We start from the raw sequence: 14,538 nt of genomic DNA on the forward strand, positions 1-14,538 counted from the left end.
CTTCAATTTAAAGTTTGATGCTCAATAACTGTCTCTGACATAATTCAAATGAATCTTCAGTGTCACTTATCAAGACTTAATTTTTGAGTCCGTAGACTTTTAATTTTTCGTCTCGCAAGTGCCCACACAGATTGTCTGTTTCTTCTTTTTAAAGAGCTGACAGCTTTAAATTTAACTAAACATTTTGTTGTTTTAGTTTGCTGTCTCAAGGGTTGCGTATGTTACTCACTTCACATGTTTACGTCAACCCCTATTTTGCAAAATTTGCTTTTTTTGGATTAAGTGATTGCTTTTTACACAAAGCAACGTCTTATAGGGTTATTTTTAACTGTTTTACGATAGCATCGGCTTTATTTATTGCTTCTTCCACTGTTACAGCACTAGCAAGTGCAACCCCCATTCTACGGCAACCTTCAACTTGTGGTTTGCCAAATAAACGTAAATCAGTATTTGGTTGATTTAATGCGTTATCTAAATTTGTGAACGATACCTGTTTTGATTCACCTTCAACCATTATGACCACAGATGCACTAGCATGATATTGTTCAATAAGTGGAATAGGCAAGCCTAATATAGCTCTGGCATGTAAGGCAAACTCAGATAGATTCTGGGAAATTAAAGTTACCATTCCGGTATCATGAGGACGAGGCGATACTTCACTAAACCAAACTTTATCGCCTTTAACAAACAGTTCAACACCAAATAAACCGTGTCCTCCTAATGCTTGAGTTATTTTAGTTGCAATATCTTTTGCTCGCTCTAAAGCGTTACAAGACATTTGTTGAGGCTGCCAAGATTCCCGATAATCGCCTTTTTCCTGACGATGCCCAATCGGTTCACAATAAGAAACACCATTGATATGCCTAACTGTTAATAAGGTAATTTCGTAATCAAAGTCGATAAAACCTTCTATAATAACTTTACCGCCACCAGCTCGACCACCTTCTTGTGCATATTTCCAGGCTAATTGAAGATCAGCTTCACTGCGTAATAATGTTTGCCCTTTACCGGAAGAGCTCATCACTGGTTTAACTAAGCAGGGATAACCAATCTCTTTTACAGCATCTTTAAATTCTATTTCGGTTGAAGCAAACCGATAAGGTGAAGTTGGTAGATTTAGTTGTTCAGCAGCAAGGCGACGAATCCCTTCTCTATTCATGGTTAACGCTACTGCTTTTGCAGTAGGAATAACCGTAAATCCCTCTTGCTCTAACTCAACTAAAGTTTGCGTTGCAATGGCTTCAATTTCAGGAACAATAAAATCCGGTTTTTCCTGTTCAATAATTTTTCTCAGTTCATTACCATCTAGCATATTAATAATATGATAACGATGAGCAACTTGCATTGCTGGTGCATTAGCATAGCGATCAACAGCAATAACTTCACAACCAAATCTTTGTAGCTCTATCACAACTTCTTTAGCCAATTCACCTGCGCCACACAGCATAACTTTGGTTGAAGTGGGTGATAACGGCGTCCCTAATTTAGCCATAATGTCCTCATACTCAGTTAACTATTTTTAATATCCTAAAAATAAAAAATCGGGAAAACGCACCCGATTTTTTATTTACAATTACGCTTGATAAGGATCACGTAGAATCATGGTTTCACTACGATCCGGACCTGTTGATATAATATCAATTGGTGTTTCGGTTAATTCTTCAATTCGTTTGATATAGGATTTGGCTGCTTGTGGTAAAGCATCATAACTTTTAATACCAAACGTTGACTCGCTCCAACCAGGCATAGACTCATATACAGGTTTTACTAAACTCCAATCTTCAGCAGCAGCTGGTGCATTTTTGATGACATCACCATTTGGTAATTGATAACCAACACAGATTTTGACTTCTTTAAGACCATCTAAAACATCAAGTTTAGTTAAACAGAAACCAGAAACTGAATTTAGTTGTACGGCTTTTCGTACAGCAACCGCATCAAGCCAACCAGTACGACGACGACGACCAGTTGTTGCACCAAATTCATTACCTTGTTTGCAAAGATATTCACCCACATCATCAAATAATTCAGTTGGGAAAGGGCCTGCACCGACACGAGTAGAGTAAGCTTTAACAATACCTAAAACATAACCAACATAACGAGGACCAAAGCCTGATCCTGTTGCTACACCGCCAGCAGTAGTATTTGAAGAGGTAACAAAAGGATAAGTACCATGATCAATATCAAGTAAAGTACCTTGCGCCCCTTCAAACATGATTCTTTCGCCTTTTTTCCGAGCATCTTCTAATAGCGTCGGAATATCTGCAATCATAGCCACTAAAATATCTGCAATCGCTAATGTGTCATCAAGGACTTTTTGATAATCAACCGCTTCAACTTTATAGTAATTTACTAATTGAAAGTTGTGGTATTCCATAACTTCTTTCAATTTTTCAGCAAATGCTTGGCGATCACGTAAATCACCTACACGCAATCCACGACGAGCGACTTTATCTTCATATGCAGGACCGATACCTCGACCTGTGGTGCCTATCGCTTTATTACCACGTGCTTTTTCTCGAGCTTGGTCTAATGCTATATGATAAGGCAATATTAAAGGGCATGATTCTGAAATTAGAAGTCTCTCTTTAACAGGGATACCATTTTCCTCAAGCTCTTTCATCTCTTTCATAAGAGCATCAGGACAAAGCACAACGCCATTTGCGATGATGCTAATGACATCATTACGTAAAATACCTGATGGAATTAAATGTAATACTGTTTTTTCACCATTAATAACTAAGGTATGGCCAGCATTATGTCCGCCTTGATAACGTACCACATATTTTGCTTTTTCTGTGAGTAAATCAACAACTTTTCCTTTGCCTTCATCACCCCATTGTGTACCTAGCACAACAACATTATTACTCATAGTTTATTTACTCATTGTATTATTTGTTAGACTTTAGTTTCATATATTGGAAAAATTCACTATCAGGACTAATGACCATAACATCATTACCTGTAAAACTTTGTTCATAAGCTTTCAAACTACGAATAAAACTAAAAAATTCAATATCTTTACCAAAAGCTTCTGCATAAAGTTTAGCTGCATTTGCATCACCTTCACCACGAATAGATCGAGCTTGGCGCTCAGCTTCCGATATTATTTTAGTTTTTTCAAATGTAGCTTTCGCTCTTATTTCTTCAGCTTTTTTAACACCTTCATATCGTTTTTCACGCGCAATAATATCACGTTCAGCTCGCATGTTAGCATAAATTGATCCTGACACTTCAGCAGGGAAATTGATTTGTTTGATTCGAACATCGATCACAACTACCCCAAAGGACCTCAAACTGGCTTTACTATTTTCAGGATCTTTTTTCGCATCATTGACCAATTTATCGATTGGTAAATTTTCTTCAACATCTTGCGGTGAACCATTTAATGCATCTTTAACACTTGCCATTAATGAATTTCTTGATTTGGTATCAGCATTAGTATCATTAATGATATCTCGGTTACTTAATTTACCTATTTCAGAACGCAAACGACCATTTAAACGAGCCAAGATTAAGTCATTAACATCATTACCACCAGCAATAGTTTCATAATAACGATTAAAATCTACAATTTTCCATTGCACAAAATAATCGACTATTAACTCTTTCTTATGAACGTTAAAAAAGCGCTTTTCGTTATTATTATTTGAGCTATTAGTGGTTTGTATTTTAGCGTCGATTATTTTAATGCTATCAACAAGAGGCATTTTAAAATGGAGACCCGGTTGAGATAACCCAATAATCTTATTAAAACGTAAAACCACACCACGCGTGCCTTCTTCAATCACATAAACACTTGAATAAAGCCCAACAATTAAAATTAAAACTATAGGAATCAATAATTTTCGCATTTTTCTCTCCTTATCGACCCATAGCTCGGTTACTTCGATTAATAGAACTATTATTTTGAGTTGCAGTGTTATGAGTGTTATCAGTTGTAGCGTTTTGTGCTTCATTGTTATTTTGAGAAGTACTATCAACTGTTTCTGAAGCTGCTGGCGGGTTGTTATTGCCATCACTACTTAAATTTGATAAGTTTGCGGATTCAGGTTCAATTTTATTTTTCATTAATTTTTCTAACGGCAATACCAATAAGTTTCCACTCTTATCATTAACAATCACTTTTTGGGTTTTAGTTAATACTTTTTCCATTGTTTCAATATATAAACGATCTTTAGTAATTTCAGGCGCTGCTTTATATTGTGGTAATAATTTTTCAAACCGTGCAACATCACCAGCTGCTTCTAATTCAACTTGTACTTTATAAGCATTTGCATCTTCTAAAATAGTGGCAGAACGACCTTCCGCTTGCTGAATTAACTGCACTTTATATGCTTCAGCTTTTTTTATTTCCCGCTCACTATCATTTTGAGCTCGAATAGCATCAGCATAAGCATCTTGCACTTCGACAGGAGGACGCGCTACTTGGAAGTTAAGATCGACAATAGTAATACCCATATCATAATGAGAAATAACATTGATGAGTTCTTCTTTTGTACTGTTCTCTAGAACTGAGCGTCCATCTGAAATAATTGCATCAATATTAGAGCTCCCAATAGATGTTCTAAGCGCACTATCTGCTGCTTGACGTAAGCTATCTTCAACATTAGTTACATTAAATAAATATTTGATAGGATCACTAATTCGATATTGAACATTCATTTCAACAAAGACTAGATTTTCACCGTTATAACTAGTCGTTATAATATCACCCTGAACATTAAAGTTATAAGTTCCTTGGGTATCTACTTTATAAACTGTATCAATAAATGCTGGATTCCAATTTAAACCAGGTTGGATAATTTCAGGTTGAACTTGTCCAAAACGAGTTATTACACCTCGTTGGTTTTGGTTGATGGTATAAAAACCACTTACCCCCCAAATCAAAGCAAGCACTAAAATCATCGACATAATAATTTTAGAAGAACTCAAGTTAATATCTGAGGAACCTCGATTATTACTTGATCCACCTTTTTTTAAGAGATCTTTAATTTGATCAAATATTCCTCCCGACGAAGAATTGGAAGGTTTTTTGTTATTTCCCCATGGGTCGTTATCTTGTCCGTTATTGCCGGGCTGATTCCACGCCATATTTTATATGCTCCATTTAACAATTAGTTGTTATTTTGCGTATTGATTAAGTATAACAGATCTGGCTCTTGTTTACAGAGGCGATTCCATTCAATTAAAGGTATTCTTATATTTAGGTGAAAACTCCCATCATCTTCAATGACTTCATTCTCCACTGCATTTAATTTATATAGCCGACTTCTAAGTTTAGCTAAATAAGGAGGTAAGTTTAATTGGCAAACTTGAATTTGCCCAGAGAGCCTCTCTTTTAATGCGGTAAATAAAAGATCTAATCCTAAACTATTTTGAGCTGAAATCCAAACGCGAATTGGTACACCATTTTCGTCCCGATCAATACTCGGTTCCTTACCTTCTATTAAATCAATTTTATTCATCACTAACAAAGTAGGAATATCATGTGCATCAATTTCCAGTAATACCTCATCAACGGCATGAATATTATCTAATATATTAGGATCAGCTGCATCAACAACATGTAATAGTAGTGATGCTTCCTGTGTTTCTAATAAAGTTGCTTTAAAAGCAGCAATAAGATCATGCGGTAAATGACGTATAAATCCGACTGTATCAGCTAAAACAACCTCTCCAACATCTTCAACATTAATGCGTCTTAAAGTCGGATCTAGCGTTGCAAACAATTGATCGGCAGCATAAACTTCAGCATTAGTTAATGCATTAAAGAGAGTCGATTTACCAGCATTTGTATAACCAACTAATGATACCGTTGATAAATCTGCTTTACTTCTAGATTGACGATTTTGATTGCGCTGTTTTTCAACTTTAGCAAGTCTTGATAAAATTAATTGAATACGATGGCGAATTAATCTTCTATCAGTTTCTAACTGAGTTTCACCTGGTCCACGAAGGCCAATTCCACCTTTTTGGCGTTCTAAATGAGTCCAACCACGAACTAATCGAGTAGATAAATATTGTAATTGTGCTAATTCAACTTGTAATTTACCTTCATGTGTTCTAGCGCGCTGAGCAAAAATATCGAGAATTAATCCAGTTCTATCTACTACGCGACATTCACATAATTGCTCAAGATTGCGTTCTTGGGTCGGTGTTAAAGTATGATTAACTAAAATGACTGAAGCATTTAGTTCTTTTACTTTATCGGCGATTTCTAATGCTTTTCCTTCACCAATAAAATATTTAGCTTGTGGGGACTTTTTTGAGGTTGTCACAATATCGAGAATTTCAATTTGAGCAGAAGAAACAAGCACTTCAAACTCTTTTAAATCCTCGATATCGCTTTCTTGAGGGAAGAATACATGGACTAATAAGGCAGATTCACCACCTTTATATCGCTCAAACAATCACATTCTCCACCCAACTAATTAGCTTTCGCTGTCCTCTTCAGGTTGTGATATCAATCCAGAAATTGGTCTTGATGGTACCACAGTTGAGATAGCGTGCTTATATACCATTTGGCTAACAGTATTTTTTAATAAAATAACAAACTGATCAAATGATTCAATTTGTCCTTGTAATTTAATACCGTTAACTAAATAAATAGATACAGGAATATGCTCGCGACGAAGCAAATTTAAATAAGGATCTTGTAATGACTGCCCTTTTGACATGAGTTTATCCTTTAAGATGAAATAAAAATATAAAGATAAAATAAGTTTACAATCAACATAATAATTTAATTGATCGCAATATAAAATACTTATGTAGTATTTACCAAAATAACATAAAAAACTCAGCTCTTAAACTAATCAACAGTAATTTATGCACAAATAACTAAAAATTTAATAAATTAACGAAATTTATACAAACAAGTAACCTTAATCGTTAAGAAAAGTAGAAATTTTTTTAAGAAATGAAAAAATTTAGCGTATTATAATAACCAATAGAAAAAATACCAAAAACTATTACTACTATTTGTAACTTAAAAAATCTGATTAAGAACTGAATCTATATTATCATTATTTAACCATGTTATCGATTGTTTCCAACCTCTAAGCCATGTAATTTGCCTTTTTGCTAATTGGCGAGTAGCACAAATTCCTTTAAAAACCATTTCATCATAACTGGTATCGCCATTTAAATATTCCCACATTTGACGATACCCTACGCAACGTATAGAAGGTAGATTTAAATGAAGATCGGGGCGCTGCATAAGTTTTTTTACTTCATCTTCAAAGCCTTGATCTAGCATTTGTAAAAAGCGTTGTTCAATTCGTTGATGTAATTCTGCTCTATCTTCCGGCATGATAGCTAATTGCATAATATCATAAGGTAATGCATCACCACTTTCTTTAGTTAATTCAGTTAAACTTTTACCAGTAATAAGATAAACCTCTAATGCTCGATTAAGGCGTTGTGGATCATTGGGATGGATTCGCTGAGCTGATACAGGATCAACTTTTTTTAACTCCTCATGAATCGCTTGCCAACCTAATCGATTTGCTTTTTCCTCAATTTGATCGCGAATATCACTATTTGCCGCTGGAAGAGGAGAAAGTCCTTCGATTAACGCCTTAAAATACAACATTGTTCCACCAACTAATAATGGCGTTCGGCCATTACTTAATGATTTTTCTATTTCTACAATCGCATCATGCCTAAAGTTAGCAGCAGAATAACTTTCTGCAGGGTCACAAATATCAATAAGTTTATGTGGATATTTAAGTTGTTCTTCTTTAGTTGGTTTAGCACTGCCAATATCCATACCTCGATAAATAAGTGCGGAGTCAACACTAATAATATCTATAGGATACTTGTCGTAAAGCGCCATGGCATAAGCAGTTTTACCCGATGCGGTTGGCCCCATTAACGAAATAATTTTTGGTTTATTCATGATAAAATTGATTGTGAAAAAGATTGAAGATCAATCGGATATAAAAAGCTATCTTGTTGTAATAAATTAATATCTATCTGTTCTAATTGTACTAATAACTCGATAGCTTTAGTTACATTCCAATTTTCAACAGAATCATCTCCACAATTTTCAACCAACCAAGCTATAATTTGCGTTGGATCGAGCACATCCTTACCGGATGATAAAAGAAACGAAATTAAAGTTGGTAATAATTTTTGCCAATTCGTAGTTCTTAACATTTTTGGCACATTATGCAAATGCAATTTTGCTTTATCAATATAAAAATCAAAGCCTAAAAACTTCAATTGTTCTTGATAATCATTTAATACTTTTTGTTCTTTCTTATTAATTAAAATTGTCAATGGAATGAGTAATCTTTCTGACTCGTTAGATAATAATTTAACTGAATTTACTTTCTGTTGAGCAACCGACAACTTCATTAACATGAACTTTTGTTGATTATCTTCTGATTTTTCAATTAAGGCTATATCTGGTTGAATAACCGTTAATACTTTACCAAATTGTACTAGTGAAGATCTATCAATTTGCTGATGTAGTGATTGCAAAGGTACATTTCGTTTAGGAAACAATCCCTCAATAACTGCTTGTTGTGGTGCAGTTATAGAACTATCATCATCCGATAATTCAAAAGATTTTAAGAGCGTTTTTTCTATTGCTCCTTTTAACTTAGTATCAACCAATTGCCCATATAGTCTATTTTCTTTAACATGATTAATTGCTTTTTTAGGTAATGCGCTAGTTGGTGAATAAGTTTTATTCTCAGTTTTATTATTAAAAATATTCTCACCAGCTGCTTGCCGATTCGGCATCATTAGCACATTTTCGTCATTGGCAAGTTGTTGGTTTGACTCAAGCGCCATGACAATAGCTTGATAAACAAAGTCATGCACCAATCTTGCTTCATGAAAACGCACTTCATGCTTAGCTGGGTGAACATTCACATCAATTTGTTTAGGGTCGATCTGTAAAAAAATGACATAACTCTGTTGTTCATTAGTCCGGCTACTATAAGCTTGACGCAAAGCATGATTAATTAATTTATCTTTTATTACTCGCCCATTAACATAAAAATATTGCAACTCACTCACTTCACTGCTACTTACCCATCCTTGGATGAATAAATCATTATGTTGCCAATCTAATTTTATTGCTTTTTGAACAAATGTACGTCCACAAACCAATTCAACACGTTTTTCAAGAAGTGATTCTCGATACTGTTTGACGAGTTTCCCATTGTGCTGCAAATTAAAAGTAATATCAGGTCTAGCAAGTGCAATTCGACGAACAAACTCCTCAATATGCATAAATTCTGTTTTATCAGTTTTAAGAAAGCGACGTCTAGCAGGCGTATTGTAAAACAGATCAAGAACTTCAACCGTCGTTCCAACAGGATGTGCAGCCGGTTTAATTGTTGGTTTCATTTCACGGCCTTCAGCATAAACTTGCCATGCCTCAGACTGATCGGCTGTGCGTGAAGTTAAGGTTAACCGAGCAACAGAACTGATACTTGCCAGCGCTTCACCACGAAACCCCAAACTCATTATGGTATCTAAATCATCCAACGTATTAATTTTGCTGGTTGCATGGCGAGCTAAAGCTAATGCCAATTCATCTTTAGCAATACCATTACCATTATCACGAATACGAATTAATTTACTGCCACCTTGTTCAACATCAATATCAATTTGAGTACTACCAGCGTCAATGCTGTTTTCAACTAACTCTTTGATCACCGATACTGGTCTTTCAACCACTTCACCAGCAGCGATTTGGTTAGCTAATTGAGGAGATAATATATGAATAGCCATTAATGCTGTTTCCCAAAATTAGGGTTCTGTTTGACATAATTTTTTATACCTTGATAAATCAATTTAGCAATTTTATCTTGATGAGCATTACTTGATAACAAACTTTCTTCAGTTTCGTTAGTAATAAATCCAACTTCAATTAATATTGAAGGGATATCAGGTGAACGCAATACACCTAAACTTGCATGTTCAGGCCTATTCTTATGCAATTTAATAACACCTTTCATCTCTTTTAAAACCTGAGTGGCTAATTCATAGCCAACCTGCTGTGAATATGAAAACTGTAAATCTAGTACTGCTTGACTTAAATTTTGGTCATGATCATCACTTAATGCATCACCAGCACCGCCTAATAGTTGAGATTGCTTTTCATCTTGTTCAAGCCAGCGCCCCAATTCTGTATCCGCTCGCTTAGTAGATAATACCCAAACTGATGCACCAGACGCGCTGCGATTAGGTGCTGCATCTGCATGGATAGAAATTAATAAGTTTGCTTTACTTTTACGGGCAATATCAGAACGCTGAGGAACAGAAATAAAATTGTCCGTACTACGTGTTAATACGCCTTTAAAGTTAGGATCTTTATTCAATAAATTAGTTAATTTTTTCGCTATCGAAATGGTGACATTTTTTTCGTATAACTTATTTTTACCAACGGCACCAGAATCCTTACCACCATGACCAGCATCAACAGCAATGATAACTTGTGAAGCATAAACTGAACCACAAAGCAGTAATAATATAAAAAAAGTGAGTATTTTTTTCATTTTTTTCGTTAATTTTATTGGTTAATAATAGCTTGCCCTTTTTCACTGTTTGCTTGCAAACAAACTGTGCGTTCAAGCGCCAAATAAGCCAAATGAATTTCAATATCAGCAGGAGGTAAAATACCTTCAGCCTGCATAGGCCACTCAATTAAGCAAATTGATTTCGATGAAAAATATTCACGAATCCCCATAAACTCTAACTCTTCTGGATTAGCTAATCGATATAAGTCAAAGTGATATACTGAAAACATATCAAATTGATAAGGTTCAACAAGAGTATAAGTCGGACTTTTAACATTTCCGACATGTCCGAGCTGCTGCAAAAAGCCACGGCTAAACGTTGTTTTACCAGCACCGAGATCGCCTATCAGATAGATAACAATTGCACTATCATGATTAGACAAATATTTTAAACACTGCTTAGCCAATTGTTGACCAAACAAAATTGTCTCTTGTTCATTGGCTAAAATAATGGGTTTCATGACGAATTCTTTGCTCAATAAATAGTCCTTATTATATACTAATAAAGATGTACCAAGTAAAATTAACTCTAATTTATATCAAAAAAAGTTGAGGAACGGGGTTTTTGAAGGGTAATTTAAAGGTAAAAGGAACAAATGCTACATACCATCACAACAAATAACCAATCAACAATTGATCCAAAGCTAATTTCAGCGCAAGATGCAGTACTTTTCTGGCAAAATGGCGTAATTATAGCTTGTCAAAATAATCCGATATTGAAGGCTATTTTACAAAATACCCAAAATTGTTTTGTGCTTGATAATGATATTAATGCTCGTAGTTTAGCTTCACTAATAGATCCAAGAGTAAAAATAATCAGTATGCAGCAGGTTGTTGATTTAACTGTTAACTATTTCCCACAAATGAATTGGGAGTAATTTGACTAATTATCTTAAACCGGTGTTTATCTTAATATCACTCCTACCATCTTCAATTTGCAAATAGGCTTACCTCAGTTTAATATAATTTTTAACAATAGTTGGTAAACATACAAAATTTAATGGCAAACTTATTAAGTCTTTTAGAAATCAATTCATTATTAAAAAAAGGTGAAGTGGTTGCTTATCCAACTGAAGCTGTTTTTGGTTTAGGTTGTGATCCCGATTGTGAATCAGCAGTTTTTAAATTGTTAAAATTAAAACAACGTTCAGTTGAAAAAGGTTTAATTTTAATTGCGAGTCACTATGAACAACTGATCCCTTATATTGATCAATCGGCTTTGACTCAAGTTCAAAAACAGATGGCTATTGATAGTTGGCCCGGTCCTAATACTTGGGTTTTTCCGAAAAATATTAATACACCAAATTTTTTGAGCGGAAAATATCATTCTATCGCCGTTCGCGTTACTGATCATCCATTAGTATGTAAACTTTGTGATTTATTTGGTAAGCCATTAGTTTCAACAAGTGCCAACCTTTCTGGTCATCAATCTTGTAAAACAGCAATAGAAGTTGCAAACCAATTTGGTCAATTTTTTCCAATTTTAGATGGTAAAACCGGTGAGCGTTCACAACCATCAATCATCCGGGATGTCCAAACTGGTACTATCATTCGACAAGGATAATATTATGCAAAATTTATACATTGGCGTAATGTCAGGTACCAGTATGGATGGTGTTGATATTGCATTAGTTGATATTATTGATGGGAATATTACTTCGATTGCTAGTGATTGCTACCCAATGCCAACTGAAATTAAAAGTCAATTATTAACGCTTTGTAATAGTAAGCAAACTACATTACAAGCGCTCGGTGAGCTTGATCACCAGCTTGGTATGCTTTACGCAATAAGCATTGATCAGTTTATAAAGCAAAATCATATTGATAAAAAACAAGTTAAAGCCATTGGTTGCCATGGGCAAACTATTTATCATTCTCCTAATAGCCAACATCCCTTTACTATGCAAATTGGTGATGCCAATATCATTGCTGCTAAAACAGGCATTACAACAATTGCTGATTTTCGTCGTAAAGATATGGCTTATGGTGGCCAAGGAGCACCATTAGTTCCGGCTTTTCACAAAGCGATATTCTTAAATCCGTCAATTAACTGTGTTGTTTTAAATATTGGTGGTATTAGCAATATTTCCGTTCTAATACCAGGCCAACCTGTAATTGGTTATGACACTGGGCCAGGCAATGTTTTACTTGATAGTTGGATAAATAAAAATCTAGGGAAAAACTACGATAAAGACGGCTTATGGGCTAAATCAGGAAAAGTTGATCAAAGTTTATTAAATACGTTATGTGATGAAAATTATTTTCAACTACCAGCCCCAAAAAGTACTGGTAGAGAATTATTTAACTTAACTTGGCTTAACCAAAAACTCAGTAACTTCAATATAAACGCTCAAGATATTCAAGCAACACTCGTTGAATTTACTGCTACCACTGTTGCTCATGAGATTAATAAATTATCAATAAATGCTCATTTACCTTGTCAATTGCTAGTTTGTGGCGGAGGAGCAAAAAATCCTCTGATTATGAAACGATTGTCAGCATTATTACCAAAATGGGAAGTTTTGACCACAGATGTGAAAGGGGTAAGCAGTGACGATATGGAAGCGATTGCTTTCGCTTGGCTTGCATATTGTAGGATGAATAATATTCCATCTAATATTCCAGAAGTAACTGGAGCAAACCAAGCGGTAAGCTTAGGAGTTATTTATCAATAATAACCTTTAATCTGATAATTTTGATTGCTTATTATAACCAATTAGTTCAGATATTTTAGCGGCAGCTTGGCTAATTTCACCGACAAGTTTAGCTTCATCTTCTGCTGTATTACATCTAAAGATAGAGGTTGATAAACTTAAGGCTGCAATAATATTACCTAAACGATTATAAATTGGCACAGCAAAACAACGTAAACCAAGCTCTGATTCTTCATCATCTTTGCCATAACCTAAACGTTTAACTTCATCAAGTTCAGCAAAAAATGCCTCTTTATTAGTGATTGTTTTAGGTGTGTATTGAACAAAATTAATGCCGTTTACTAAACTTTTTTTGCTTTCATCATCTAACCAAGCCAATAAAACCTTACCTAATCCACTGGCATGTACAGTTGCTTGATTACCAATTTTAGAGGTTAAACAAAGACTATACTGTTCAGATGCCACTTTATTAATATAAATAATTTGGTCACCTTCACGAACAGCTAAGTGGATCGTTTCTTTAGTTTTATCCCTTAGCTTTCTCATTTCTAAATCAGCAATAGCTAAAAAGTTTTGGTGATAAAGTACACGGTTGCCTAAATCAAGTAATTTTAAATTAAGAGAATATTTATCTGAATCTTCTTCTTGATTAACATAACCTAATGATTTCATGGTTTGTAAAAAACGGTAGGCAGTGCTTTTAGGCATCATTACTTTTTGCGATAATTCTGATATAGCAATGTCTTTAGATTCGGATAAAGCTTCTAAAATTCCGAAAACTTTTAAAACCGAAGCAACCGATTCTGGTGAGCTATCATTCATTATTAGCACATCTCCTTACTAAAAATTAGTCATTATTCTATTATTAAATGATCAACTAGAACAAATCAAAATTATCGAAAGTATATCATAATTAATAATGAACTAGCTATTTTATAAAAAATCTAATCTTTGAGGAGTAAACATATCAAGCAAAACGCCAGCTTGTTTGCAAACACAACCATGTTCAATATTGGGTTTTTTATATAATGTATCACCAGCACGAACAATCTTAGTCTCATCACCGATAGTAAATTCAAATTCACCAGACAAAACATAGGTTAGTTGTTCATGTGGATGATGATGCATCGCACCAATTGCGCCAGTTTCAAAATGAACTTCAACCGCCATCATATTACCATCATGAGCTAAAATTTTACGTTTAACCCCATTTCCTAAATCAATTAATTCAATATCTGAATTAAAACAAAACATGACATTACTCCTAAATTTATAAAAAAAACAGAGATAATAAATAATATCCTTTTATTTTATTATCTCTTAAATTATCTAATTTTTAACCT

14 protein-coding genes and 1 pseudogene are annotated in these 14,538 nt (G+C 34.4%); 3 read left to right on the plus strand and 12 right to left on the minus strand.

The genetic code is table 11. From position 1 onward, the window contains the following. Positions 1–310 precede the first annotated feature (310 nt). The 10 genes and pseudogenes from purT to tsaE all read right to left on the minus strand — a co-directional run bounded on the left by purT (position 311) and on the right by tsaE (position 11,002). A complete protein-coding gene (gene purT / locus J3T98_RS08960; RefSeq protein ID WP_267362667.1) occupies positions 311–1,492 on the minus strand; it encodes a formate-dependent phosphoribosylglycinamide formyltransferase in 1,182 nt (393 codons plus the stop codon). 81 nt (positions 1,493–1,573) lie between these two features. Then, positions 1,574–2,872 carry an adenylosuccinate synthase gene (locus J3T98_RS08965; RefSeq protein WP_065561908.1) on the minus strand — a complete coding sequence of 433 codons (1,299 nt, stop codon included), beginning with the start codon at positions 2,870–2,872 and terminating at the stop codon, positions 1,574–1,576. A gap of 19 nt (positions 2,873–2,891) precedes the next feature. Next, entirely contained in the window at positions 2,892–3,854 is a 963-nt protein-coding gene (gene hflC, locus J3T98_RS08970) for a protease modulator HflC (RefSeq protein WP_065561907.1), read from the minus strand. A 10-nt stretch (positions 3,855–3,864) separates the two neighbouring features. After that, positions 3,865–5,094: an FtsH protease activity modulator HflK gene (gene hflK, locus J3T98_RS08975; RefSeq protein ID WP_065561906.1), complete on the minus strand. Its 1,230-nt coding sequence runs from the start codon at positions 5,092–5,094 to the stop codon at positions 3,865–3,867. A gap of 23 nt (positions 5,095–5,117) precedes the next feature. Further along, positions 5,118–6,413 (minus strand): ribosome rescue GTPase HflX, encoded by a 1,296-nt coding sequence (gene hflX, locus J3T98_RS08980; RefSeq protein ID WP_065735273.1) that lies wholly within the window; start codon positions 6,411–6,413, stop codon positions 5,118–5,120. A gap of 21 nt (positions 6,414–6,434) precedes the next feature. Further along, entirely contained in the window at positions 6,435–6,680 is a 246-nt protein-coding gene (hfq, locus tag J3T98_RS08985) for an RNA chaperone Hfq (protein WP_065561904.1), read from the minus strand. 311 nt (positions 6,681–6,991) lie between these two features. Further along, positions 6,992–7,903, minus strand: a complete 912-nt coding sequence (gene miaA / locus J3T98_RS08990) for a tRNA (adenosine(37)-N6)-dimethylallyltransferase MiaA (protein WP_220225496.1) — start codon at positions 7,901–7,903, stop codon at positions 6,992–6,994. Further along, positions 7,900–9,753, minus strand: coding sequence for a DNA mismatch repair endonuclease MutL (gene mutL, locus J3T98_RS08995; RefSeq protein WP_267342408.1), 1,854 nt, complete (start codon positions 9,751–9,753; stop codon positions 7,900–7,902). The genes miaA and mutL overlap by 4 nt, the downstream gene beginning before the upstream one ends. Positions 9,754–9,773: 20 nt before the next feature. Further along, positions 9,774–10,466: pseudogene (locus tag J3T98_RS09000) on the minus strand (N-acetylmuramoyl-L-alanine amidase); the annotation flags it as partial. 68 nt (positions 10,467–10,534) lie between these two features. Then, a complete protein-coding gene (gene tsaE, locus J3T98_RS09005; RefSeq protein ID WP_416380645.1) occupies positions 10,535–11,002 on the minus strand; it encodes a tRNA (adenosine(37)-N6)-threonylcarbamoyltransferase complex ATPase subunit type 1 TsaE in 468 nt (155 codons plus the stop codon). Between the two features lie 135 nt (positions 11,003–11,137). On the opposite strand from tsaE, the gene tusB reads away from it, so the two are divergent. The 3 genes from tusB (at position 11,138) to J3T98_RS09020 (ending at position 13,216) form a co-directional block, all read left to right on the plus strand. Next, positions 11,138–11,419: a sulfurtransferase complex subunit TusB gene (gene tusB / locus J3T98_RS09010; protein ID WP_267362669.1), complete on the plus strand. Its 282-nt coding sequence runs from the start codon at positions 11,138–11,140 to the stop codon at positions 11,417–11,419. A 122-nt stretch (positions 11,420–11,541) separates the two neighbouring features. Next, a complete protein-coding gene (locus tag J3T98_RS09015; protein WP_065561898.1) occupies positions 11,542–12,105 on the plus strand; it encodes a Sua5/YciO/YrdC/YwlC family protein in 564 nt (187 codons plus the stop codon). Between the two features lie 4 nt (positions 12,106–12,109). Continuing rightward, entirely contained in the window at positions 12,110–13,216 is a 1,107-nt protein-coding gene (locus tag J3T98_RS09020; RefSeq protein WP_267362670.1) for an anhydro-N-acetylmuramic acid kinase, read from the plus strand. A 6-nt stretch (positions 13,217–13,222) separates the two neighbouring features. Here J3T98_RS09020 and kdgR read toward each other — a convergent pair whose 3' ends face one another. Further along, positions 13,223–14,017, minus strand: coding sequence for a DNA-binding transcriptional regulator KdgR (gene kdgR / locus J3T98_RS09025; RefSeq protein WP_081299433.1), 795 nt, complete (start codon positions 14,015–14,017; stop codon positions 13,223–13,225). Positions 14,018–14,128: 111 nt separating this feature from the next. Beyond that, positions 14,129–14,449 carry a cupin domain-containing protein gene (locus J3T98_RS09030; protein ID WP_065561895.1) on the minus strand — a complete coding sequence of 107 codons (321 nt, stop codon included), beginning with the start codon at positions 14,447–14,449 and terminating at the stop codon, positions 14,129–14,131. Positions 14,450–14,538: the final 89 nt, after the last annotated feature.

Origin of the sequence: Gilliamella sp. B2772 (assembly GCF_026536985.1) — a bacterium.
Taxonomy (GTDB): Bacteria; Pseudomonadota; Gammaproteobacteria; order Enterobacterales; family Orbaceae; genus Gilliamella; species Gilliamella apicola_E.